Below are 23,797 nucleotides of genomic sequence, written 5' to 3' on the forward strand. Positions count from 1 at the left end.
ACGGGCCTCTCCCGATCGGAGGATCATGAGAACGACACGGCTGATCAGCGCCGTCGACTCGCACACGGAGGGCATGCCGACCCGCGTGGTCACCGGCGGCGTCGGCCCCGTCCCCGGCGCGACGATGAACGAGCGGCGCCTGTACTTCATCGAGCACATGGACGAGCTGCGGCGCTTCCTGATGGACGAGCCGCGGGGCCATGCGGCGATGAGCGGCGCGATCCTCCAGCCGCCGAGCCGCCCCGACTGCGACTGGGGCGTGGTCTACATCGAGGTGTCCGGCTGCCTGCCGATGTGCGGGCACGGCACGATCGGCGTCGCGACCGTGCTCGTCGAGACCGGCATGGTCCCCGTCGTCGAGCCCGTCACCGAGATCCGGCTCGACACGCCCGCCGGGCCGGTCACCGCCAGGGTCGCGGTCGCGGACGGGCACGCCGAGTCGGTCACCATCGAGAACGTGCCGAGCTACGTCGACGCGCTCGACACGAGCGTCGAGGTGCCCGGGCTGGGCACCGTCCCGTACTCGATGGCCTTCGGCGGCAACTTCTACGCCATGGTCCACCTCGACGACGTGGGCCTGCCGTTCGACCGCTCGCGCCAGCGGGAGATCCTCGCGGCGGGCCTGGCGATCATGGACGCGATCAACGAGACCGCCCCGCCGGTGCATCCGGAGATCGCCGGCCTGGACCACTGCCACCACGTCGAGTTCATCGCGCCGGGCTCGACCGCTGCGCACTCGCGGCACGCGATGGCCATCCACCCCGGCTGGTTCGACCGCTCGCCCTGCGGCACCGGCACCTCCGCCCGGATGGCCGAACTGTGGGCGCGCGGCGAGCTCGCGCTCGAGACCGACTTCGTCAACGAGTCGTTCATCGGCACCCGCTTCATCGGGCGGCTGGTCGGGGCGACCTCCGTGGGCGAGACGCCGGCCGTGATCCCCACGATCACCGGCCGCGCGTGGGTGACCGGCACCGCCCAGTACATGCTCGACCCCGACGACCCCTTCCCTTCGGGATTCCAGTTCTAAGAGGAGTGTTGATGACGAAGCAGACGCCTGCAGACCGCCTCGAGGCGATCGCGAGCGCCGCCGACGAGGCGGCGCGCGCCCTCGCGCGGATCGACCCCGCGACCCGCGCCGCCGCGCTCGTCGCCGCGTCGGACGCGATCACGGCCGAGGCCGACGACCTGGTGGCGCTCGCGATGAGCGAGACCGGCCTGGCCGAGGCCCGGCTGCGCGGCGAGCTGAAGCGGACCGCCGTCCAGCTGCGGCTCTTCGCCGACACGGTCGTCGACGGCGCCTACCTCGACGCCCGGATCGACCGCGCCGACCCCGACTTCGCGCTCGGGCCCCGGCCCGACGTGCGCCGCGTCAACGAGCCGGTCGGGCCCGTGCTGAACTTCGCCGCGAGCAACTTCCCGTTCGCGTTCTCCGTCGCCGGAGGCGACACCGCCGCGGCCCTCGCCGCGGGCAACCCCGTCATCGTCAAGGCCCATCCCGGCCATCCGCTCCTGTCCGAGCGCACCGCCGAGGTCGTCGCCGCCGCGCTCGAAGGCGCGGGTCTCCCTTCGGGGACGCTGCAGCTCATCGCCGGGCAGGACGCCGGGACGGCGATGCTCCGGCACCCGCTGGTCAAGGCCGCCTCGTTCACCGGTTCGGTCCGCGGCGGCCGGGTGCTCGCCGACATCGCCGCCGCCCGCCCGGACCCGATCCCGTTCTACGGCGAGCTCGGCAGCGTGAACCCCGTCTTCGTGACCGCCGGCGCCCTCGCCGCACGCGCGGGCGAGATCGCCGCCGGGCTCGTCGCGAGCGTCGGCGGCTCCGCCGGGCAGCTGTGCACCAAGCCCGGTTTCGTCTTCCTTCCCGCCGGCCACGGCCTCGACGACGCGATCGCCGCGGCCTCGGCCGAGGTCGAGGAGCACCGGATGCTCAACCCGCGCATCGCCGAAGGCTACGTGCGGCGGCGCGAGGAGATCCTCGGCACCGCGGGCGTCCGCGTCGTCCACGCCGGATCGGTGCGCACCGACGAGGGCGGCCAGGGCTGGGTGACGCCCACGATCGTCGCCGTCGCCGTCGCCGACCTCCGCGTCGGCCTCGGCACGCTCCTCGACGAGTGCTTCGGCCCGCTCACGGTCCTCGTCGAGGTCCCCGACGGGACCGACTTCGCGGAGCTGCTGGGGGAGTTCTTCGAGGGCAACCTGACCGTCACCGTGCACCGCGCCGACGGCGACGACGTCGCGGGCCTGGTGCGCGCGGCGGCGCGCCACGCGGGCCGCGTGCTGTTCGACGGATGGCCCACGGGCGTCGCGGTGACCCCCGCGATGCAGCACGGCGGGCCGTGGCCCGCGACGACCTCGGGCGGCACGAGCGTCGGGACGGCGGCCATCGCGCGGTTCGTGCAGGGCGTGGCCTACCAGAACGCGCCGGCCGAGCTCCTTCCGCCGCCGCTGCGCGACGACAACCCGTGGGGCGTGCCGCAGCGGATCGCCCCGGCCGGGGAGTCGTCGGAGTGGGGCGGCCGAGCGGCGGCGTGACACCGCCGGCCCGGTCAGCCGCGGGCCCGCATCCTCGTCGGCCGGTGCACGGTGACGGCGGAGCCGTCGGCGAGGAACGCCGAAGCCGGCGCCGCGGCGAGCGGCGGTGCGAACTCGCGGCCGTAGACCGCCTCGACGTCGCATTCGAGGGCGGCGTCGTCGGCCCGCCGGACGTTCCAGCGGGGGTGGGTGACGTGGTACTCGACCGCGGCCCCGTGCCGCCGGGCCGTGTAACCCCAGTAGTGCTCGGTGATGAACTCCTCGTGGGAGCCTTCGGCGGGCGTTTCGGCGGCGCCCGAGACGGTCGCCCTGACGCGCTGCGGGCCTGAACGCTCGTGCCACGAGTACTCGACGAGGCCCTCCGGCGCGTCCGCGCCGGATCGGGCCTCGCCGGGGAGGTTGATCCGGTGGCGCATCGGCCGCGCGACGTAGCGTTCGCCGTAGGCGATGCGGGCCACCGCGGCCAGGGTCCGGCGGGGCACGATCTCCTTGACGAAGACGACCCCGCGCCTCCAGCCCTCGTCGGCGCGGCGCCGCACGTAGAACCGCAGGTTGATCTCGTCGAAGTCGCGGTGGAAGGGGACCGGCACGCCGAGCAGCCGGGTGTCGAGGAACTGGAAGGCGACCGCGCTGAGGAAGTGGCGGCCGTCGTGCGCGTCGAGCTCGACGCCGCGGGGGACGCGCGGCCGGAGCACCGCCGGGTCCACTTCGTAGTTGAGCATCACCAGTCGGCGCCACTGCGCGGTGAGGAGGGCCCCGGGACGCGTCACGGCTGCTGCCATGCCGGAAACGTACCAGGCGAGGCGGCGTCGAATCAGGGGCGGGCTCCTCCGGAGCGCCCGTCCACAGCGGACGGGGCGGCCGATCGGGCGGCGGCCTCGGCCGCCGCCCGATCGGCGTGCGCGCGGATGTCTCAGTCCTCGTCGGGCACCCGGCGGAGGATGTCGCCGGGCTGGCAGTCGAGGGTCCGGCAGATCGCGTCGAGCGTCGAGAACCGCACGGCCTTCGCCCGCCCGTTCTTCAGCACCGCGATGTTGGCGGGCGTGATGCCGACGGCCGCGGCGAACTCGCCGACGCTCATGCCGCGCTTGGCGAGCTCGACGTCGATGTCGACGATGATCGCCATCAGACCACCTCGGCCATCTCGGCTTTCAGGTCCGTCGCCTTGCGCAGGAGGTTGCGCATGACGGCCATGAACATGATGAACGCGACCCCTCCGCCGACGCACGCGAGCGCGCCGCCGAAGGCGCCGAGGAGCTCCATGCCGTCGGCGGGGGAGGGGATGTCGTCCACGAACAGGTGCACGCAGACTCCCATCGCCAGCAGCGTCGCGGCGGCCGCGGCGCCGATGACGGTGTCGACCCACCGGAAGGCCCGCGGGGTGAAGATCGTGCCGCGGCCGACCAGGCCGAGCAGCATCCACACGGCGACGAGCGCCACCTGGACGCAGGCGACGCCGAGGACGGCGATCGCCACATAGGGTGCGGCGTAGGGCTCGTACGGTGGGAAGCGCTCGACCTCCTCGGCGGCCATGCCGGGGATGACGACGATCTGACCGAAGAGCCCCAGGAGGATCGCCATGCCGACGGCAAGGCGGAGCATGTTGACGATGAAATGATGCATGTATCTATTCTCGATCGAAATCGATCGAGTTTCAATAGGTCCTTCGGGCTTGCGGCACGATCTGGGGAGTACACGCGGCAAACGTCGCCGAGAAGCGCGTTTCGCCCGGCGCGGGAGCTCCTGGCCGGGCGCCCGGCCGCCGGATCCGGCCGCGCCGCGTGAGCGCGCCGCCGGACGACGCCGTCGAGACGCCGCGCCGGGCGACGTCCTCGACGTCGCATTAGGTATTGATATAATTCAATATTATGGGAGTATTGGGGCGTGTTCAGCTCCGCACCGCTCCGCAAGGCCCTCAAGACCGCCGTCTTCGCGCTGGTCTGCGTTCCCCTCGCGGCCCTGGCGCACCGCCTCGGCGGCGGGGCCGTGTCGCCCGAATCCCTCCTGCTGGGGGCCATGCCGATCGGCGCCGCCGCCTACCTGTGCGCCCTGCGGGGGCCCCGCGGAGCGGTGTGGCTGTTCGGCGTCTTCCTGGCCGCCCAGGCGAGTCTGCACAGCCTGTTCGCGGTGAGCTCCGCCGGCCACCACGCCGCCCACGGCTCCCGCCAGACCGCCGTCATGATGCTGCTCCACTTCGGCGCCACCGTGATCGCGGTGCTGTGGGTGGTGAAGGTCGAACCCGCCCTGCCCCGGCTCCGGACGCGCCTGTCCGCCGTCGCCAGGGGCCTGCTGAGCGGGCCCGCCGCCCCGCCGCCGCTCCGAGCGAACCGGCCGCGGACGGCGCCGCCGAGGCGCGAGGCGCCGCACGGCCTCCTCGAACCGGTCGGCGCCCTCGGGCGCCGCGGACCGCCGCGCCGCCGGGCCGAACCGTCAGCGCACACGTCCTCCGGCGGCCCCGGCGGGGCCGCCGCCCACCCGAGAAAGCAGAATCCACAATGCACAAGAATGTCGTCCGGCGCGCGCTCGCGCGCACCGCCGCCGTGGGCGCCGCCGCCGCGCTCGCCGCCCTGGGCCTCGCGAACCCGGCCGCCGCCCACGTCACCGTCTCGGCGGCGAACACCGTCGCCGGCTCCTACACCGTGCTCACCGTCTCCGTCCCCCACGGCTGCGACGGTGAGGCCACCACCGCCGTCGCCATCCAGATGCCCGAACCGCTCTACGCCGTCACCCCCACCGTCAACCCCGCCTGGGACGTCGAGAAGGTCATGGCCGAGCTGCCCGAGCCGATCACCGACGCGCACGGCAACGAGGTGACCGAGCGCGTCAGCGAGGTCGTCTACACCGCGCACACGCCGCTGCCCGACGATCTGCGCGACGTCTTCGAGCTGTCCTTGCAGCTGCCCGAGGAGACCGCCGGGCAGACCCTGCACTTCCCCGTCGTCCAGACCTGCGGCGCGAGCGAGCACCCCTGGATCGAGATCGCCGAGGAGGGCCAGAACCCCGACGAGCTCGAATCCCCGGCGCCGTTCATCGAGGTGACCGCCGCCGACGCCGCGGCGGCCGACGAGCCCCAAGCGACCGCCGCTGCAGACACCGGCGCCGCGGAGGACGAGGACGGGACCGACCCGCTCCTCTACGCCGCGCTGGCCTTGGGCGCCATCGGCGTCCTGCTCGGCGCCTTCGCGCTCGCCCGAGGGCGTCGTCGAGCGTGATCGCGCGGCGCCTACGGCCGCCGGGGCGGGCCCTGCTGCTCGTCCTGGCGGCCCTCATCCTCTCGCTCGCGCCCGCGCAGTCGGCGCAGGCGCACGCCGCCCTGCTGGGCACCGACCCCGAGAACGGCATCGTGCTCGACCGGGCCCCCGAAGCGGTCACGCTCAGCTTCAACGAACCGGTCCAGCCGGTCGCCGAGTCCATCCGCCTAGTCGACGGCCTCGGCCGAGAGCAGCCGCTCACCGCCGAGGCCAGTGACGACGACGTCGTCGTCGAGCTGCCCGCGGACCTCGCCGACGGCCCCTACCACCTGAACTGGCGGGTCATCTCCGCCGACGGCCACCCCATCGCGGGGGTCGTGTCCTTCGCCGTCGGCACCGAGACCCCGCCGCCCGCCCCCGCCGCGCCCGTCGAAGCGGACGCCGCGTGGCCCTGGGCGGTCCAGGCCGTCAACGTCCTGTACTACCTCGGCCTGCTCGTGTGCTGCGGCCTCGTGTTCTTCCGGATCGCGATCGCCCGGGAGCTGAGCCCGTCCCGCCCTCCGCGCCCGCTCCTGCTCGCCTCCGGCTCGCTCGCGGTCCTGGCCGCCGCGCTCGCCGTCCCGCTCGGCGCGCTGGAGCTGGCCGCGCAGCCGCTCGGTCGCGTCGTCGACGTCGACGCCTGGAGCGCCCTCGTCCGGACCGAGGCCGTCGCGGCACTGGCGCTCACCGCCGCCGGACTCTGCCTGGCCCTGTGGTGCGTCACGCGCGGACGCGGCCCGGGGGCCGCCCCGGTGGCCCTGGCCGGCTGCGCGCTGGCGGTGTGCGGGCCGCTCCTGGTCGGCCACTCGATGTCCTTCGGCCCCCGCTGGCTCATGGTCGCCTCCGACGCGGTGCACGTGGGCACCGGGGCGATCTGGGCCGGGGGACTGGCCGGACTGGCGATCACGCTCGGGCGGCTGCGGCGCGGCGGTCGCGCCGAGGACGCGGCGGTCGTGGTGTCCCGCTTCTCGACCTGGGCCGGCGCCAGCGTGGCCGTGCTCGGCGTCAGCGGCCTGGGGATGGCGCTGATGATCCACCGCGAATGGGACGGCCTCTTCGGCTCCGACCACGGGCGGGCGCTGCTGATCAAGCTCGGCCTGGTCGCCGTGGCACTGGGGCTGGCGGGCTGGAACCGGTTCAGGCTCGTCCCGCTCGTCCGCGGCGCCGAGGACGCCCGCGCGGGCCTGACGCGGCTGCGCCGCGTCGTGCGGGTCGAGGCCGCCGTCGTCGCCGCGGTCATCGCGCTGACCGGCGTCCTGGTGAACCTGACCCCCACCGCCGAGGAGCCTCCGGAGGCGGCGGACGTCGCCGTCGAGGAGCACCTCCACGACGACCTGGGCGAAGGCGCGGTCGAGGCGCACCTGGACCCGGGGACGATCGGCGAGAACACGCTGATGCTGACCCTGACCGACGCCCAAGGGGCGCCGCTGGCCCCGGAGGAGGCGCCGGTGGTCTCCGCTACGCTGCCGGAGCGGGACTTCGGTCCGGTCGAGGCCGAGGTCCACGAGCTCGGCCCCGGCGAGTACCACTGCGTGCTCGACCTGCCGCTGACCGGCACATGGGAGATCGACGTCCAGGTCCGCGTCTCGCGGTACGCCTCAGAGACCGCGAGCCTCACCGTCGCGGTGGAGTAGCGGAGGGCCGGGCCTTATTGCAACTATCTTGCAATAGTAGGATGCCAGCGGCAGTGCTCACCGAGGTGAAGGGTTCGGCTGTGGGTTCGACGGTGGAGACGCGTTCGGTTCGCGCCGCGGCGCGGCAGGCGCGTCGGGCGGTGGCCGAGTGAGCGGCACCGCCAGGCCGATCGTCCGCTACGGCGATCCGATCCTGCACCGGCCCTGCAAGGCCGTCGAGTCCTTCGACGCCGAACTCGCCGAGCTCATCGACGACATGTTCGCGAGCATGCGCGCGGTCGACGGGGTCGGCTTGGCGGCCAACCAGATCGGCGTCGACGCCCGGGTGTTCGTCGTCGAATGCCGCGACGCGGACGGCCGCGTCACCGTCGCCGCCGTCGTCAACCCGGTCCTCGAGCTCCCGCCGCCGCCCCGAGAGCTCGACGTCGGCCGCGAGGGCTGCCTGTCGGTGCCCGGCCAGTTCACCGGCAGCGCCCGCGCCGCGACCGCCGCCGTCGACGGCTTCGACGCCGCCGGGAAGCCCGTCCGGATCGAGGGCACCGGGCTGCTCGCCCGCTGCCTCCAGCACGAGTTCGACCACCTGGGAGGCACCGTCTTCGTCGACCGCCTGCCCCGGAAGACCCGCAAGCGGGTGCTCGAGGCCGCCGGCCTGCCCACCGCCAGGCCCGGAGCCTGACATGCCCGAGCCACTCGGCGCCCGCCGTCTCCCGAAGCCCGCCGCACCGGCGGCGGCGCTATGATCGCCGCGGTCGGGTCCGTGCCCGTCGAAGCGGGCGCGCCCTGGGCGCCGCCGGCCATGTCCGCCGATCCGTCCGCGCCGCTGACCGCGGCACCACCGCAAGCCGTGAAAGGGAGCCTGTGAACCGTTCGAGTGAGCTGACCGAGCTGGAAGAGCGATACGGCGCGCACAACTACCACCCGCTGCCGGTCGTCCTCACCCACGGCGAGGGCGCCTGGGTCACCGACACCGAGGGCCGCCGCTACCTCGACTGGCTCTCGGCCTACTCGGCGGTCAACTTCGGGCACCGGCACCCGCGCCTGGTCGAGGCCGCCCGCGCCCAGCTCGACCGGCTCACCCTCGCCTCCCGCGCCTTCCACACCGATCAGCTCGGGCCCTTCTGCGCCGAGCTCGCCGCGCTGTGCGGGATGGACGCCGTCCTGCCGATGAACACCGGCGCCGAAGCGGTCGAGACCGCGATCAAGGCCGCCCGCAAATGGGGCTACACCCGCAAGGGCGTCCCCGCCGACCGCGCCCGCATCGTCGTCTTCGACGGCAACTTCCACGGCCGCACCACCACCATCGTCGGATTCTCCGGTGACGAGACCGCCCGGGCGGACTTCGGGCCCTTCGCGCCCGGCTTCGACCGCGTCCCCTACGGCGACGTCGACGCGCTCGCCGCGGCCGTCGGACCCGACACCGTCGCGGTCCTGATCGAGCCCGTCCAGGGCGAGGCCGGCGTCGTCGTCCCGCCCGCGGGCTACCTCGCCGCGGTGCGCGCCGTCTGCGACGAGCACGGCGTCCTCATGATCGCCGACGAGATCCAGTCCGGACTCGCCCGCACCGGGCACACCTTCGCGTGCGAGCGCGAGCAGGTCCGCCCCGACCTCTACCTGCTCGGCAAGGCCCTCGGCGGCGGCATCGTGCCGGTCTCGGCCGTGGTCTGCGACAGGAAGGTCATGGACGTCTTCGCGCCCGGCACCCACGGCTCCACCTTCGGCGGCAACCCGCTCGCCGCCGCCGTCGGCCGCGAGGTCGTCGCCATGCTCGCCACCGGCGAATGGCAGCAGCGGGCCCGCGACCTCGGCAAGCACCTCGCGAAGGCCCTGGCCGGGCTCAACGAGTCGAAAGTGGAGGCCGTGCGGGTGTGCGGCCTGTGGGCGGGGGTCGACCTCGCGCCCGGCGGGCCGACCGCCCGCGAGGTGTGCGAGCGCATGGCCCGCGACGGCGTGCTGTGCAAGGAGACCCACCACACGACCGTCCGCATCGCCCCGCCGCTCGTCATCGAACCCGCCGAGATCGACCACGGCATCGAGGTGCTCGCCCGCGCCATCGACGCCGCCTAGCGCTCCCATCGCCGGAACCGGCCCACTCGAGGCGAAACGTCCAGGCCCGTAAGCGATTATCGGGTTCTCCCGAACGCCCGTCCGCCCTAGCGTCGGAGTTGCCCGGCGCCGCTCGGCCCGGGACGGACGAACCAGGGAGTTCCACATGAGAGGCAGCACGGGACGCCGGCGTCCCCTTGCCCTGCTCGTCGCGGCGGTGGCGGCCGTAGCCGCGCCGATCGTCGCGACCGCCGCGGGCTCGCCGGCCCTCGCCGCCGAGACCCACAGCGTGACCTCGCCGAACGGCGAGGTCACCTTCACCGTCGCCGAACAGCCCGACGGCGCGCTCACCTACACGGTCACCGCCAGATCCACAGTGATCTTCGAGGAGTCCCCGCTGGGGATCGCCACCGACGAGGCCGACTTCCGCTCGGGGCTCGCCTTCGCCTCCGAGTCGCGCTCCACGATCGACGAACGCTACACCCTCCCGGCCGGCACCGACCCGGCCTACCGGAACCACGCCGAAGAGCTCGTCCTCGAGTACACCAAGGACGGGGCGGCCGTGCAGCTGATCGTCCGGGCCTATGACGACGGCGTCGCCTACCGCTACCGGCTGCCCGGCTCGGGCGAGGCGACGATCACCGGCGAGTCGAGCGGCTTCCGCCTGCCCCAGGGCACCGGCGGCTGGGCCGCCGACTGGAACGGCAACTACGAGCAGGACTACCTGTACCGGGATGCCGCCGAGCTGAACTCGGGCCACGACTACACGATGCCCCTGCTCGCCTCCGTCGACGACAACGCCTACTTCACCCTCATCTCCGAGGCCAACGTCTACAACGCGAACGCGAGCTACGCCCCGGCGATGCTCGAAGGCGACGGCGCGGGCGCCGGCCTGCTCCAGGTGGCGCGCACGCCCGACCAGGCCTTCCCCATCGAGAGCGCCTACCCCTTCCAGACACCGTGGCGGGCCGCGGTCATCGCCCCCGACCTCGACGTCCTCTACAACACCGACCTGATGCAGCACCTCAACCCGCCCGCCGAGGAGGCGGCCGACTGGGTGGCCCCCGGCCGGGCGGGCTGGACCTGGTACACCGACGACGACAGCGCCGCCGACATGGACAAGCAGAAGCAGATGGTCGACTTCGCCGCCTCGATGGGCTGGGAGTACGTCACCGTCGACTGCTGCTACGACCCGGCGACCGACCTCCCCGAGATCAGCGAGTACGCCGCGCAGCGCGGCGTGAAGGTCTTCGCGTGGGTCACCGCCGAGCCCTTCGCCAACCCCGAACTGGCCGGCCCGCTCGTCGCCGAGCACAAGGCCTACGGCGTCGCCGGCCTCAAGGTCGACTTCTTCCTCGACGACTCCCAGGAGGTGCAGCAGTGGTACCAGTCCATCGGCGAGGCTGCCGGCGAGCACGAGCTGATGCTCAACCTCCACGGCAGCACCAAGCCCGGCGGCGAGAACCGCACCTGGCCGTGGCTGGTCACCAGTGAGGCCGTCGCCGGCACCGAGCACTACAAGTACCCGCCGCCGACGACCGCGCGGCTCGACGCGACCCTGCCGTTCACGCGCGGTCCGCTCGGCGGCATGGACTACACCCCGGCGATGATCTCGCAGAACGACTCGATCCTGACCCAGGCGCACACGCTCGCCCAGTCGGTCGTCTTCACCTCCGCGATGGTCAACTACGCCGACTCGGCCGCCGCCTACGAGCAGTGGCCCGGCAGGCACCTGCTGCGCGCCCTGCCGACGGTCTGGGACGAGTCGCGCGTGGTCGAGGGCTTCCCCGGCGACCACATCACGGTCGCCCGCAGAAGCGGCGAGGACTGGTTCATCGGCGCGATGACCGACCAGGCCCGCACCGCCACCGTCCCCCTCGACTTCCTCGGCGAGGGCACCTACACCGCGACGGTCTTCGCCGACGACGAGCACGGCCGCGTCGAAGTCAGCACGCAGGAGGTCGCCGGCGGCGACACACTCACACTGCCGATGATCGCCACCGGCGGCGTCTCGGTGCACCTGTCGACGACACCGCTCGAGCAGATCGGCGCCGACGACACCCGCTACGAGGCCGAGGACCCCGGCAACACGCTCGCCGGCGGCGCGGTGGTCGACGCCTGCAAGGGCTGCTCCGAGGGCGCCAAGGTCGGCTACCTCGGCCAGGGCGGATCGGTCCAGTTCAACGACGTCACCGCGACAGCGACCGGCACGCACGAGATGACCTTCACCTACACCTCCGGCGACCCGAGGAACGTGCGGATCACCGTCAACGGCGAGGAACTGCCGACCGAGGTCCTGTCGGACTCCGGCGGCTGGGAGTTCGTGAACAAGTGGAGCGTCGACGTCCCGCTCGAAGCCGGCTCGAACACGATCCGCTTCGACAACCCGTCCGAGTACGCGCCCGACATCGACGCGCTCACGATCAGCCGCTCCACCGAGGCCGAGGACCCCGGCAACATCCTCGCGGGCGGCGCGGCCGTCGCCCAGTGCGGCGAATGCTCGGGCGGCGAGCTCGTGAGCGGCCTCGACGGCGCCGCCTCGCTCACCGTGAACGACCTGAGCGTCGCCGAGGACGGGAACCACACCATCGGGCTGCGCTACGCCGGCACCGAGGACGCGACCGTGCTGCTCAGCGTCGACGGAGGCGACCCGGTCGAGGTCGCGCTGACCGCCACCGGATCGAACGAGGCGGTCGCGGTCGAGACCGTCGGACTCGACCTCGTCTCGGCGGGGAGCACCGTGACGGTGACCGGCGCGTCCTCCGCGGACCTCGGGATCGACGCGATCACCGTCATCCGCTGATCGTCCCAGTCCGAGAGCCGGGGAGCAGGCACCCGCCGCTCCCCGGCGCTCCCGTGGAGCGGCGAATCGTCCAGGCGACTCGTGCGATCGGACATTCACGGCGCTCCCCTCGGCCACTAGCCTCGGAGATGCCGGTTCGCACTGTGCCCACCGGTCACATCGGCAACACGGAGACGAAGTGGTCAACGAGAACAGCAGCGGGCCCGTGCGCGCCCCCCGCATCGACGTCCGCGCCGACCGCGTCGTCCTGGACACCGGGCGGCCCGGCCTCGAGGAGATCGGACTCGGCGTCCGGCTCGACGGCGTCGACCTCGGCGAAGGCTCGACGCTCATCGGCAGCGCCGAACGCGAGATCGCCGAGGAGTGGACCGCGCGCTCCGGGAAGGCCGCCGGGACCCACCGGTACGCCCACCTGGAGCAGGTCCACGAGCTGGCGCACCGCAGCGGCCTCGAATGGCAGGTCCACGTCCGCTCCGGCGCCGACGGGATAGCCGTCCGCTACGCCGCCGCGCGCCTCGAAGGGCACCGCCGCCTCGAAGGCGACCGAACCCGCCTCCGCCTCGGCCGCTCGGCCCGCATCTGGGCCCTCGACTACCAGACCTGGTACGAGACGCCGCGTTTCGGAGCCGACCTCGCCGAGCTCGAAGCGGGCGACTACGGCCTCCCGCTCCTCGCCCGGACCGGCGAGGAGTACGTGCTCGTCACCGAATCCGGGATCGACGGCCGTTTCAGCGGCGCGCACGCCGCGATCGCCGACGGCGCCCTCGCCTTCGCGTTCGCCGACGCCTCCACCGAGGTCACGCGCGGCCCGCTCACCCCCTGGCGGGTCTTCGTCACCGGCGACCTCGCCTCGATCGTCGAGAGCCGCTTCGTCGACGAACTCGCGCCCGCGCCCCTCGACACCGCCCCCGCGGCCGACTGGGTGCGTCCCGGCCGCGCCGCCTGGTCGTGGTGGTCGGACTTCTACTCCGGCGCGCAGCTCCACCGCCAGCGGCACTTCGTCGACGCCGCCGCCCGCCTCGGCTGGGAGCACCTCCTCATCGACTGCGGCTGGGACGAGACCTGGGTGCCCGAGATCGTGTCCTACGCGAGCCGCCGCGGCGTCCAAGTCCACCTGTGGGCCGTCTGGCACGACCTCGACGGGCCCGAGAACCTCGCCAAGCTCGCGCTGTGGCGGTCCTGGGGCGTCGCCGGCATCAAGGTCGACTTCATGGAATCGGAGTCGAAGGACCGCTACCGCTGGTACGACGCGATCCTCGCCGAGACCGCCCGGCTCGGCCTCCACGTGAACTTCCACGGATCCGTCATCCCGCGCGGCTGGGCCAGGACCTGGCCGCAGGTCATCGGCTACGAGGCGATCCGGGGCAGCGAGTACTACGTCTTCTACGACGACACGCCGCTGACCGCCGCCCACAACGTCGTCCAGCCCTTCACCCGCAACGTCGTCGGCGCGATGGACTACACGCCCGTCGCCTTCGGCGCACCCGGGCGGACGACCAGCGACGCGCACGAACTCGCGCTCGCCATCGTCTACGAATGCGGCATCACCCACTTCGCCGACGACGTCGACGCCTACCTCGCCCGGCCCGACGCCGCCCGCCTCCTCGCCGAACTCGCCCCCGCCTGGGACGAGACCCTGCTGCTCGCCGGCGACCCCGACCGCGAGGCCGTCATCGCCCGCCGCTGGGGCGAACGCTGGTTCGTCGGCGGCATCGCCACCGGCCCGGCCCGCCGCCTCACCGTCCCACTCGAGCGCCTCGGCCTCGGGCCGGCCGACGCCTGGATCGTCGGCGACGGCCCCGGCGGCGGCCTCACCGCCGAAGAGCGCCCCGTCGACGGCGAGCTCGCGGTCGACCTCGCCGAGCACGGCGGCTTCGCCGCCGTCATCGCGCCTCGCGGACGCCCGCTCTTCCGGGCCGCCGAACGCCCCCGCCTCACGGCGCCCCGCGTCGAACCGGCCGTCCAGTCGTCCACCGCCGACGGCGAGGCGATCATCCGGACCGAGCCGCGGGCGACCCTTCGGCTCGCCCCGGGCTGGTCGGCCGAGGAACTCGGCGAAGGCCGCTGGAAGATCCGCGCCCCGCGCGCGCTCGCCCCCGGCCGCGCCGGCGTGGTCACCGTCGAAACGCCCGGCCCCGACGGTGTGCCGCTCGTCGCCCACGCCCGAGTCCTGAAGCCGCTGTCGCCGGGGACGCACCGCGTCTCGGCGCTCTCCATGACCGCGTTCGCGAACGAGAGCGGCCCGATCGAACGCGACCAGAGCAACGGCGGCGGCAACCCCGGCGACGGGGGCCGCATGAGCATCGCCGGAGTGCGCTTCGACGACGGCTTCGGCGCCTCGACGCCGTCGCGGATCGAGCTGTACCCCGGCGGCGCGGCGGCCCGCTTCACCACCGCCATCGGCGTCGACGACGAGACGCCGCGGGCCGCCGCCCGGATGAGCGTCCACGCCGACGGCGTCGAACTGTTCAGCGCCGAGGTCCGCTCCGGCGAGCCGCCGCTCGAGGTCGACATCGACCTGCGAGGGGCCCTCGCCCTGAGCCTGCGCTCGGACAGCGTCGATGACGAGACGGCGCCGGCCCACATCGACTGGGCCCGCGGCCGACTCCTGGTCGAACCGCCGACGCCGACCCCGCACCCGGGCGACGACGCCCGGACCCTATGAAGGAGAAACCATGCGACACACCAAGCGATGGATCGCCGCGGCGGCAGCCTCGGCCTCGGCACTCGTCTTCGCCGGATGCGGCTCCGGCGGCGACGGCGGCGATGTCGTCCTGACCTACGCCACCTGGAGCGAGGACCAGAAGCCCGCCATGGAGGGGATCGCCGAGGCATTCGAGGCCGAGCACCCCGATGTCGACGTCCAGGTGCAGGTCCTGCCGTGGCCCGAGTACTGGTCCACCCTCCAGGTCGGCGCGGCCGGCCGCACCGCGCCCGACGCCTTCTGGATGCTCGCCGACCAGTTCCCCGCCTACGCCGAAGGCGGCCAGCTGCTCGACATCGCGGACGCCGTCGCCGACGCCGACGTGGACCTCTCGGCCTATCCCGAGTCCGTCATGGACCTCTACGACACCGGCGAGGCGATCTACGGCCTGCCCAAGGACTACGACACCAACGGCATCTGGTTCAACAAGGCCCTCTTCGACGACGCCGGGGTCCCCTACCCCGACGACACCTGGACCTGGGACGACGCCCACGCCGCCGCGCAGGCGCTCACCGACGCCGACGCCGGCGTGTGGGGCATCGCCGCCCCGATCGACCGCCAAGGCGGCTACTACAACAGCATCTACCAGGCCGGCGGCCAGGTGATCGGCGACGACGGCACGGCCGCCATCGACAGCCCCGAGGCCGTCTCCGGCATCGAGTTCTGGACGCGGATGCAGGCCGACGGCCTCTCGCCCACGCTCCAGCAGCTCTCCGACACCGAAGCGGTGCAGATGTTCATGGACGGCAAGGTCGCCATGTACTTCTCCGGCTCCTTCTGGGCCCAGCGCCTCTACGGCGACGAGGAGTTCCGTCCGAACGTCGGTGTCGCGCCGCTCCCGACGGGGGAGCAGCGCGCCAGCATGATCAGCGGCATCCTCAACGCCGGGTACGCCGGCACCGAGCACCCCGAGGAGCTCGCCGAGTTCCTCGTCTTCGCCAGCGGCGAGGAGGCCGCGCGGATCCAGGCCGAGAGCGGAGCGGTGCTCCCCGCCTACGAAGGCACCCAGCAGGCCTGGCTCGACGCGATGCCCGAGTTCGACCTCCAGGTCTTCGTCGACGCCGTCGACTACTCGGTGCCGCTGCCGATCGCGGGCAACGCCGCCGAGTGGACCGGCCTGGAGACCGAGTACCTCACCCCCGCCTGGAACGGCGAGCAGTCCGCCGCCGAAGCCGCCGCGGCCTACAACGCGGCCATCGACGAGGTCCTCGCGGAATGACGTCCGAGAGCACCGCGGCCGCCCGGGCCGCCGGGCCCCCCGCGCGGCGCCGCCGCCGCGCGGGCGGGCTCGGCCCGTCCCCGTGGTGGGGCTACGCGATGATCGCCCCGGCGTTCATCGGCCTCGCCGCGCTCTACCTGTGGCCGTTCCTGAAGACCTTCACCAAGAGCTTCATGGACACGCCCGCCTTCGGCCCCGGCACCTGGACCGGGCTCGACAACTACACCGAGCTGCTCGGCGACGGCGAATTCTGGCAGGCCTTCGGGAACTCCGCGGTCTACACCGCGATCCTGCTGCTCGGCGTCCCGATCGCCATCGTCCTGGCCGCGCTCGTCCAGCAGCTCAGCCGCGGCCGGGCGGTCTACCGCGTCCTGTACTTCCTGCCCGTGGTCACGCTGCCGGTCGCGGTCAGCATGGTGTGGCGGTTCATCTACAACGGCGACTTCGGCCTGCTGAACTGGGCGCTCTCACTGGTCGGCATCCCGGGCCAGTACTGGGTGGCCGACGCGACCTACGCGATCTACGCGATCGGCGTGGTCGGCATCTGGATGAGCCTCGGCATCAACCTCATCATCCTCGGCGCGGGCCTCCAGTCGATCCCGCCGGAGCTGTACGAGGCGTCCTCACTGGATGGCGCAGGCCGGGTCCGCCAGTTCTTCAGGATCACCCTGCCGCTGCTGTCCCCGAGCGTCTTCCTGGTGACCGTGCTGACCGTCATCTCGGCGCTCCAGATGTTCGACCTGGTCTTCGTCATGCTCCGCAGCGTCGACAACACCGCCCTCGACGACTCCAAGACCATCGTCTACCTGTTCTACGAGAAGGCCTTTGTCCAGTTCGACCAGGGCTACGGCGCCGCGATCGCGATCGTGCTGCTCGGCGTGATCATGATCGCCACCGCCCTCCAGTTCCGACTCCAGCGCCGGTGGGTGTTCTATGACTGAGCCGAGCCTCAAGCCGCGCAAGGCGGCCGGATCCAAAGCGACCCGGCGCGGCGAATGGATCCTGCACCTGGCGCTCGCCATCGCCGCGGCGGTCATGGTGGCGCCCTTCGCCTGGCAACTGCTCACCGCGTTCAAGACCACCGGCGAGGCCTCCGAGACGCCGCCGACGTTCTGGCCCGCCGAGCCGACCGCCGACGCCTTCGCGACGTTCTTCGACTCGGTGCCGGTCTGGAGCCAGTTCACCGTCTCGGTCTCGGCGCTCGTCCTGCGCGTGGTCGGCCAGCTCGCCGTCGCCGCGCTCGCCGGGTACGCCTTCGCGCGGTTGCGCTTCCCCGGCCGGAGCATCCTGTTCGGACTGTTCATCGCCATGCTCATGGTGCCCAGCCAGTTGTTCCTCATCGGGCAGTTCGAGCTGATCCGCGATCTCGAGCTGCTCGACACGATCCCCGCGCTCGCGATCCCCGGCATGTTCTCCGCCTTCGGCGTCTTCCTGATGCGGCAGGCGTTCATGTCGATCCCGGGCGCCTATGAGGAGGCCGCCCGCCTCGACGGGGCCGGACCGCTGCGCACGTTCTGGTCCGTGATGCTCCCGATGGTCCGGCCCACGCTCGGCGCGCTCGCGGTGCTCACCTCGCTGTACTCGTGGAACGACCTGCTGTGGCCGCTCATCGTGTCGCCGCGCGGCGACAACCGGCCGCTCACCGTGGGCCTCGCCGGCCTCCAAGGCCAGTACGGCACCGACTACCCGACCCTCATGGCGGGCGCGCTCGTCGCCTCGCTCCCGCTCATCGTCATCTTCCTCGTCCTCCAGCGGCAGTTCTTCAACGGGATCGCCAGCAGCGGCTTGAAAGGCTGAACCATGACCCCGAGCACCACACCGGTCGTCCACCTGCGGCGGGCCGGCACGAGCGTCGTCGTCTCGCTCACCGACGCGAGACTGCCCCGCATCCTGCACTGGGGCGCCGACCTCGGCGCGGTCGGCGACGACGAGCTCGCCGCGATCGAGCGCGCCACCGCGCCGACCATCGGCGACAGCGCCGTCACCTACCCCCAGCCCGTGCCGATCGTCCCGCAGCTCGCCGAGGGCTGGCTCGGGCGGCCCGGCGTCGCCGGGTCCCGAGACGGGCGGGCATGGGCCCCGCTGTTCCGGGCCGTCGGCGCCCGCGTCGACGACACCGCCGGGGCCGCCGTCCTCGAAGTCGACGGCGTCGACCCCGAGAGCGAACTGGCCCTCACCGTCGAGCTCCGACTCGAGCCGAGCGGTCTGCTGCGCACACGGGCGACGCTGCGCAACGACGGCGCGCCGTACCGCGTCGACGCGCTGGAGCTGACGCTGCCCGTCCCCGAGACCGCCGAGGAGCTCCTCGACCTCACCGGCCGCTGGGCCCACGAGCGCGTCCCCCAGCGGCACCCGTTCCCGATCGGCGCCTGGGTGCGCGAGAGCCGCGGCGGCAAACCGGGTCTGGACGCGCCCACGATGCTCGTCGCCGGGCGCCCCGCCTTCGGATTCCGCGACGGCGAGGTCTGGGGCGTCCACCTCGGCTGGAGCGGCAACCAGATGCTCGCGGCCGAACGCACTCCGGCCGGCACCCGCGTGCTGCGCGGCGGCGAGCTCCTCCTCCCCGCCGAGCTCGTCCTCGACTCCGGCGAGAAGTACCGGACGCCGTGGCTCTACGGCGCCTGCGGCACCGGCCTCGACGCGATGTCCGCGCAGGTCCACCGCTTCCTGCGCGCCAGGCCCGAGCACCCCGCCGCACCGCGCCCCGTCCTTGTCAACACCTGGGAGGCCGTCTACTTCGACCACGACCCGGCCCGGCTCATCGCGCTCGCCGACCGCAGTGCCGAGCTCGGCGCCGAGCGCTTCGTCGTCGACGACGGCTGGTTCCTCGGCCGCCGCGACGACACCACCTCCCTCGGCGACTGGACTGTCGACCCCCGGGTCTGGCCCGACGGCCTCGAGCCGCTCGCCGAGCGCGTCCGCGAGCTCGGCATGCAGTTCGGGCTCTGGGTCGAACCCGAGATGGTCAACCTCGACTCCGAGCTCGCGCGCGCCCACCCCGAATGGGTCTTCGACGCCGGGCACGGTCCCGGCCTGCCCTCGCGCCACCAGCACGTCCTCGACCTCGGCCACGACGAGGCCTACCGGCACGTCTTCGAGCGCGTCTCCGCGCTCGTCGGCGCCCTGCGCGTCGACTACCTCAAGTGGGACCACAACCGCTTCCTCACCGACGCCGGGCACACCCCCGAGGGCCGCCCCGGCGTCCGCACCCAGACCCTCCGCGCCCATCGCATGATGCGCGAACTGCGCGAGGCCCACCCCGGCCTGGAGATCGAGTCCTGCGCCAGCGGCGGCGGCCGGATCGACCTCGGCGTCCTCGAGCACACCGACCGCGTCTGGCCCTCCGACTGCAACGACCCGCACGAGCGCATCGACATCCAGCGCTGGACCGGCCTGCTGCTCCCGCCCGAGCTCCAGGGCACCCACATCGGCGCCGAGACCTCGCACACCACCCGCCGCGTCGCGCCCCTGGCGTTCCGCGCCGCCACCGTCCTGTGGGGACATCTCGGCGTCGAGGCCGACCTCACCCGCGTCGACGAGCGCGAGTTCGCCGAGCTGCGCGCCTGGGTCGCCGCCCACCGCGAACTGCGCCCGCTTCTGCACTCCGGCGATGTCGTCCACGCCGACACCGCACCGGAGGTCCGCCTCGAAGGCGTCGTGGCCGCCGACGGGAGCGAGGCGCTGTTCCAGTTCGCCGTGCTCGCGCGCCCCGCCGCCTGGCCGCCCGCGCGCCTGCGCTTCCCCGGCCTGGACCCCGAGCGCCGCTACCGCGTCGAGGAGCTCGCCGTCACCGCGGTCGTCCCCGACGACCAGCGTCCACCGTGGATGGCGTCGCCGCTCGTGCTGCCCGGCCGCGTCCTGGCCGAGACCGGCATCGAGGCCCCGTCGCTCGACGTCGACCGGTCGGTGCTCCTGCGCCTCACCGGTGCCGCGTGAGATGACGGCGCGGCGAGCCGCCGGCGCCGGCCACCTCATCGAGCTGGGCGGCCCCTCCGCGACGGCCACGGTGGCGATCTCGCCGCGGGCCGCCTCACTGCGGGCGCTCCGCGTCCGCGGTCTGGACCTCGTCGAGCCCACCACGGCATGGCGGTACCCGCCCGGCATGTCCGGCGCGGTGCTCGTGCCGTGGCCCAACCGCGTGGACTCCGCCCGCTGGGACTACGGCGGACGCGAGCAGCGCCTCGCCGTCACCGAACCGGAGCTGGGGCACGCCAACCACGGGCTGCTCACCACGCACGACTTCCAGGTGCATGAGACGGGCGCGGACTCGGTCGCGCTCCGCGCCTTGATCAGCGGGCACCCCGGCTACCCCTTCGAGCTGCTGGTGACCGTCACCTACCGGCTCGGGGCCGACGGCGTCGACGTCGAGACCGCCGTCGACAACCTCGGCGACCGGCCCGCGCCGGTCGCCGTCGGCGCGCATCCGTACCTGCGGGTCGGATCAGTCCCCGCCGAGCGGCTCACCGTGCGGCTCGACGCGGACTCGGCGGGCCTTCCAGGGCCGACGCTCATCCCCAGGCAGCGCTTCGACGTGAGCGGCACCGAATTCGACCTGAGGGCGGGACGGCCCTTCCACCGCGTCCCACGCCACGCGACATATGAGCGCGCCGGAGCGCCCTCACGGCACAGCCTCACCGCCCCGGACGGCACCACCGTCGAACTGCACGCCGACGCGAGTCACCGCTGGCTCCAGCTCTACGTCGCCGAGGCGTTCACGGCCGACGACGGCACCCGCACCGCCATCGCCCTCGAACCGATGACGGCCCCGCCGAACGCCCTGCGGACCGGCGAGGGGCTCCACTGGCTCGAACCCGATCGGGTGTGGACGGCGCGCTGGGGGATACGGCTGGTCGCTTAGCGGCTGTCGCGATGGCGGAAGTCGCTCGGGCTCATCCCGTGGTGCCTGCGGAAGACCCGCGAGAAGTAGAACGCGTCGTCGTAGCCGACGTCGAAGGCGATCTCGGTGATCGTCGCCTCGGTCGCGTCGAGCAACTGCCGCGCCCGCGCCATCCGCAGCGCCGTGTGGTGGGCCAGCACGCCGCCGCCCGTCGCCCTGCGGAACAGCGTGCTCAGGTGCGAGGGCGACACGCCCACCAGGCGCGCCAGCTCCGCCACCCGCACCTTCCCGTCGAGCCGTTCCGCCAGGTAGTTCATGGCCCGCTGGAGCGGGTCGCCCGGCCCCGGCAGCACGCGGTCCACATTGATCTGCGTGAGCAGCTTCCACGCCGCCCCCGAGGCCCCCAGCAGCCGCACCGGCGACTGGTCCCGCTCCAGGCCCGAGACGATCTCGTCCAGCAGCGCCACCGCGCGCTCGATCGCCCGCACCGGCACCACCGGGCGCGCGGCCGTGACCTCCATGCTCTCCACCAGTTCCGGCACGTCCGTGCCCGCCAGGTGCGCCCACCAGATCGTCCAGGGATCGCGTGCGTCGGCGCCGTACTCGTGCGGCACGCCGCGCGGGATCACCAGCGCCTGCCACGCCCCGATGCGGTGCAGTCCCGAACCGACCCTCGCCCAGCCCATGCCGGAGGCGCAGACGATCACGACGGCCTCGTCGGTGCCCCGCGGCCGCTGCATCCGGTGATCGGCGGCGCGCGGATAGTAGCCCGTGTCGGTGACCATGAGCCGGCGCGTGACCGGGCGCCGCAGCGCCTCGGCGACGGACGGCCGCGGGACCACGACCAGCCGCTGGCCGCGGAAGCCTTCTTGAATGGGCATCCGAACATCATCCACCACCGGCGGCGGATCGTCCAGGCCTCGCGCCGGTCGCGGGCGCGGTCGGGCCCGCCTCGCCGCACGTCGCGGTTTCGACGGCGCGGCTTCGTGCGTACCATCGGACCATGGCTCAGAAAGCGTTTGCTCACAGTCATGTCCCCGGACCGGAACTGCTCGACGGCGCCCACCCGGCCCGCTCGGTGCTCCGCCTGCTCGCCCGCCGCCCCTGGCGGATCCTGGCGGCCTTCGCGGCGTTCGCGCTCAAGGAGATCCCGCTGTGGTTCCTCCCGGTGGTCACCGCCGCGATCATCGACCTGGTGTCCTCCGACGGCTCCGTCGGGGCGGTGCTCGGCTGGCTCGCCGTCGCCGCCGCGCTGCTCGTCCAGAACTACCCCAACCACATCGCCTACACCCGCAACTTCATGACCGTCGTGCGCGACACCGGCGCCGGCCTCCGCAACGCGCTCGCCGCGCGGCTCCAGAGCCTGTCGATCGGCTACCACACGCGCGTGAGCTCCTCGATCGTCCAGAACAAGGTCGTGCGCGACGTCGAGAACGTCGAGCTGATGCTCCAGCAGATGACGCACCCGCTGCTGTCGTCCACCATGGTGCTCCTCGGCGCGATCACGATGACGGCGATCGCCGTGCCCCAGTTCCTGCCCGTGTACGCGCTCACCGTGCCGATCGCGATCGGCCTGCGCGCGGCCCTGCGCCGCCGCTCCCGCGCCCGCAACGAGGCCTTCCGCAAGGAGATGGAGGGCTTCGCCTCCCGGGTCGGCGAGATGGCCTCGCTCATCCCGGTCACGCGGGCGCACGGCCTGGAGCAGGCCGCGGTCTCGCGCGTCGCCACCGGCGCCGACGGGGTGCGGCGCGCCGGCCTGCACCTGGACATGCTCAACGGCCACGTGGCCTCCATCTCGTGGGTCACGATGCAGCTGCTCGGCGTGGGATGCCTCGGCCTCGCGGCGGTCTTCGCGATCACCTCCTTCCTGCCGATCACCCCCGGCGAGGTCGTGCTGCTGTCCACCTACTTCACCCTGCTGACCCAGGGCCTCACGCAGCTGCTCATGCTGATCCCGGTGGGGGCGAGGGGCATGGAGTCGGTGCGGTCCATCGCCGAGGTGCTCCAGGACCCCGACATCGAGCAGAACGAGGGCAAGCGCCCGGTCGACGCCGTCGAGGGCCGCCTGACGCTCGAGCGCGTCTCGCACCGCTACGACGATGCCGAGACCGAAGCGGTGCAGGAGGTCTCGCTCGACATCGAGGCCGGGAAGACCGTCGCGTTCGTCGGCTCCTCGGGCTCGGGCAAGTCGACGCTGCTCAACCTCGTGCTCGGCTTCGTGCGGCCCACCTCGGGCCGCATCCTGCTCGACGGCGTCGACATGCAGGAGCTCGACCTGCGCACCGCCCGCCGGTTCACCTCCGTCGTGCCGCAGGAGTCGGTGCTGTTCGAAGGGACCATCCGCGAGAACGTGGCCTACGGGATGCCCGACGCGGGGGAGGAGCGGATCGAGCGGGCGCTGCGCGACGCCAACGCCTGGGAGTTCGTCCAGGAGCTGGCCGACGGCCTGGACACGGTCGTCGGGGAGCGCGGCGCGCGCCTCTCGGGCGGGCAGCGCCAGCGCCTGGCGATCGCCCGCGCCCTGGTGCGCGACCCGAGCGTCCTCCTGCTCGACGAGGCGACCTCGGCGCTCGACCCCGAGGCCGAGGAACTGGTCAAGGAGGCGCTGGCCCGGCTCATGCGCGGCCGGACCACCCTCGTCGTGGCGCACCGGCTGTCCACGATCCGCATGGCCGACCGCATCGTCGTCCTCGACCACGGCCGGATCGTCGAGCAGGGCACCCACGCCGAGCTGCTGGCCGCCTCGGGCCGCTACGCCCACATGCACCTGACCCAGACCGGCGCCGCCTGAACCG

General features: G+C 73.1%; 18 protein-coding genes. 14 read left to right on the forward strand and 4 right to left on the reverse strand.

The window, feature by feature from the left end:
- Positions 1-25: 25 nt before the first annotated feature.
- Together YWW_RS0115835 and YWW_RS0115840 are read left to right on the forward strand one after the other, a co-directional pair.
- Positions 26-1,027 (forward strand): proline racemase family protein, encoded by a 1,002-nt coding sequence (locus YWW_RS0115835; protein ID WP_026930871.1) that lies wholly within the window; start codon positions 26-28, stop codon positions 1,025-1,027.
- An 11-nt stretch (positions 1,028-1,038) separates the two neighbouring features.
- Complete coding sequence (locus tag YWW_RS0115840) at positions 1,039-2,532, forward strand: aldehyde dehydrogenase (NADP(+)) (protein ID WP_026930872.1); 1,494 nt, start codon at positions 1,039-1,041, stop codon at positions 2,530-2,532.
- Between the two features lie 14 nt (positions 2,533-2,546).
- Here the strand turns inward: YWW_RS0115840 and YWW_RS0115845 are convergent, their stop codons facing one another.
- From YWW_RS0115845 to YWW_RS0115855, 3 genes are all read right to left on the reverse strand, one after another.
- Positions 2,547-3,314, reverse strand: a complete 768-nt coding sequence (locus tag YWW_RS0115845) for a YqjF family protein (RefSeq protein ID WP_026930873.1) — start codon at positions 3,312-3,314, stop codon at positions 2,547-2,549.
- A gap of 131 nt (positions 3,315-3,445) precedes the next feature.
- A complete protein-coding gene (locus tag YWW_RS0115850; protein WP_026930874.1) occupies positions 3,446-3,658 on the reverse strand; it encodes a helix-turn-helix domain-containing protein in 213 nt (70 codons plus the stop codon).
- Positions 3,658-4,155, reverse strand: a complete 498-nt coding sequence (locus YWW_RS0115855; protein ID WP_026930875.1) for a DUF2975 domain-containing protein — start codon at positions 4,153-4,155, stop codon at positions 3,658-3,660. The genes YWW_RS0115850 and YWW_RS0115855 overlap by 1 nt, the downstream gene beginning before the upstream one ends.
- Positions 4,156-5,027: 872 nt before the next feature.
- On the opposite strand from YWW_RS0115855, the gene YWW_RS36025 reads away from it, so the two are divergent.
- The 11 genes from YWW_RS36025 to YWW_RS30915 all read left to right on the forward strand — a co-directional run bounded on the left by YWW_RS36025 (position 5,028) and on the right by YWW_RS30915 (position 21,023).
- Positions 5,028-5,744 (forward strand): YcnI family copper-binding membrane protein, encoded by a 717-nt coding sequence (locus YWW_RS36025; RefSeq protein ID WP_026930876.1) that lies wholly within the window; start codon positions 5,028-5,030, stop codon positions 5,742-5,744.
- Complete coding sequence (locus YWW_RS0115870) at positions 5,741-7,396, forward strand: copper resistance CopC/CopD family protein (RefSeq protein WP_026930877.1); 1,656 nt, start codon at positions 5,741-5,743, stop codon at positions 7,394-7,396. The genes YWW_RS36025 and YWW_RS0115870 overlap by 4 nt, the downstream gene beginning before the upstream one ends.
- 148 nt (positions 7,397-7,544) lie before the next feature.
- Positions 7,545-8,072, forward strand: coding sequence for a peptide deformylase (def, locus tag YWW_RS0115875; protein ID WP_026930878.1), 528 nt, complete (start codon positions 7,545-7,547; stop codon positions 8,070-8,072).
- A gap of 182 nt (positions 8,073-8,254) precedes the next feature.
- The gene (gene rocD, locus YWW_RS0115880; protein WP_026930879.1) at positions 8,255-9,460 is read left to right on the forward strand and encodes an ornithine--oxo-acid transaminase; all 1,206 of its coding nucleotides are present in this window, start codon (positions 8,255-8,257) and stop codon (positions 9,458-9,460) included.
- Between the two features lie 145 nt (positions 9,461-9,605).
- Positions 9,606-12,242 carry a glycoside hydrolase family 97 N-terminal domain-containing protein gene (locus YWW_RS30905; protein ID WP_051325894.1) on the forward strand — a complete coding sequence of 879 codons (2,637 nt, stop codon included), beginning with the start codon at positions 9,606-9,608 and terminating at the stop codon, positions 12,240-12,242.
- 178 nt (positions 12,243-12,420) lie between these two features.
- Positions 12,421-14,907: a glycoside hydrolase family 97 catalytic domain-containing protein gene (locus YWW_RS30910; RefSeq protein ID WP_051325895.1), complete on the forward strand. Its 2,487-nt coding sequence runs from the start codon at positions 12,421-12,423 to the stop codon at positions 14,905-14,907.
- Positions 14,908-14,917: 10 nt separating this feature from the next.
- Positions 14,918-16,165, forward strand: a complete 1,248-nt coding sequence (locus YWW_RS0115895) for an ABC transporter substrate-binding protein (protein WP_026930880.1) — start codon at positions 14,918-14,920, stop codon at positions 16,163-16,165.
- Positions 16,162-17,106, forward strand: a complete 945-nt coding sequence (locus YWW_RS0115900) for a carbohydrate ABC transporter permease (RefSeq protein WP_026930881.1) — start codon at positions 16,162-16,164, stop codon at positions 17,104-17,106. Before YWW_RS0115895 ends, YWW_RS0115900 begins: the two co-directional genes overlap by 4 nt.
- Positions 17,099-17,962, forward strand: coding sequence for a carbohydrate ABC transporter permease (locus YWW_RS0115905; RefSeq protein WP_026930882.1), 864 nt, complete (start codon positions 17,099-17,101; stop codon positions 17,960-17,962). Before YWW_RS0115900 ends, YWW_RS0115905 begins: the two co-directional genes overlap by 8 nt.
- A 3-nt stretch (positions 17,963-17,965) precedes the next feature.
- On the forward strand, positions 17,966-20,101 hold the full coding sequence (locus YWW_RS0115910; protein WP_026930883.1) for an alpha-galactosidase: 2,136 nt from the start codon (positions 17,966-17,968) through the stop codon (positions 20,099-20,101).
- A gap of 1 nt (position 20,102) precedes the next feature.
- Entirely contained in the window at positions 20,103-21,023 is a 921-nt protein-coding gene (locus tag YWW_RS30915; protein ID WP_155830204.1) for an aldose epimerase family protein, read from the forward strand.
- On the opposite strand, the gene YWW_RS0115920 is transcribed toward YWW_RS30915, so the two are convergent.
- Positions 21,020-21,883, reverse strand: a complete 864-nt coding sequence (locus YWW_RS0115920) for an AraC family transcriptional regulator (RefSeq protein WP_026930884.1) — start codon at positions 21,881-21,883, stop codon at positions 21,020-21,022. The genes YWW_RS30915 and YWW_RS0115920 overlap by 4 nt on opposite strands.
- Positions 21,884-22,005: 122 nt before the next feature.
- On the opposite strand from YWW_RS0115920, the gene YWW_RS0115925 reads away from it, so the two are divergent.
- Positions 22,006-23,793 carry an ABC transporter ATP-binding protein gene (locus YWW_RS0115925; protein WP_026930885.1) on the forward strand — a complete coding sequence of 596 codons (1,788 nt, stop codon included), beginning with the start codon at positions 22,006-22,008 and terminating at the stop codon, positions 23,791-23,793.
- The last annotated feature ends 4 nt before the right edge of the window (positions 23,794-23,797 follow it).

The sequence above is a fragment of the Glycomyces tenuis DSM 44171 genome (assembly GCF_000427885.1).
GTDB classification, from domain to species: Bacteria; Actinomycetota; Actinomycetes; order Mycobacteriales; family Micromonosporaceae; genus Glycomyces; species Glycomyces tenuis.

What these genes read in the sequence shown, in the direction of transcription:
- YWW_RS30915 (WP_155830204.1), top strand. Translation starts at nt 20,103, where the DNA reads ATGACGGCGCGGCGAGCCGCCGGCGCCGGCCACCTCATCGAGCTGGGC.
- YWW_RS0115840 (WP_026930872.1), top strand. Translation starts at nt 1,039, where the DNA reads ATGACGAAGCAGACGCCTGCAGACCGCCTCGAGGCGATCGCGAGCGCC.
- YWW_RS0115855 (WP_026930875.1), bottom strand. Translation starts at nt 4,155, where the DNA reads ATGCATCATTTCATCGTCAACATGCTCCGCCTTGCCGTCGGCATGGCG.
- YWW_RS0115835 (WP_026930871.1), top strand. Translation starts at nt 26, where the DNA reads ATGAGAACGACACGGCTGATCAGCGCCGTCGACTCGCACACGGAGGGC.
- YWW_RS36025 (WP_026930876.1), top strand. Translation starts at nt 5,028, where the DNA reads ATGCACAAGAATGTCGTCCGGCGCGCGCTCGCGCGCACCGCCGCCGTG.
- YWW_RS0115895 (WP_026930880.1), top strand. Translation starts at nt 14,918, where the DNA reads ATGCGACACACCAAGCGATGGATCGCCGCGGCGGCAGCCTCGGCCTCG.
- YWW_RS0115925 (WP_026930885.1), top strand. Translation starts at nt 22,006, where the DNA reads ATGGCTCAGAAAGCGTTTGCTCACAGTCATGTCCCCGGACCGGAACTG.
- YWW_RS0115900 (WP_026930881.1), top strand. Translation starts at nt 16,162, where the DNA reads ATGACGTCCGAGAGCACCGCGGCCGCCCGGGCCGCCGGGCCCCCCGCG.
- YWW_RS30905 (WP_051325894.1), top strand. Translation starts at nt 9,606, where the DNA reads ATGAGAGGCAGCACGGGACGCCGGCGTCCCCTTGCCCTGCTCGTCGCG.
- YWW_RS0115920 (WP_026930884.1), bottom strand. Translation starts at nt 21,883, where the DNA reads ATGCCCATTCAAGAAGGCTTCCGCGGCCAGCGGCTGGTCGTGGTCCCG.
- YWW_RS0115910 (WP_026930883.1), top strand. Translation starts at nt 17,966, where the DNA reads ATGACCCCGAGCACCACACCGGTCGTCCACCTGCGGCGGGCCGGCACG.
- YWW_RS0115905 (WP_026930882.1), top strand. Translation starts at nt 17,099, where the DNA reads ATGACTGAGCCGAGCCTCAAGCCGCGCAAGGCGGCCGGATCCAAAGCG.
- YWW_RS0115850 (WP_026930874.1), bottom strand. Translation starts at nt 3,658, where the DNA reads ATGGCGATCATCGTCGACATCGACGTCGAGCTCGCCAAGCGCGGCATG.
- YWW_RS0115845 (WP_026930873.1), bottom strand. Translation starts at nt 3,314, where the DNA reads ATGGCAGCAGCCGTGACGCGTCCCGGGGCCCTCCTCACCGCGCAGTGG.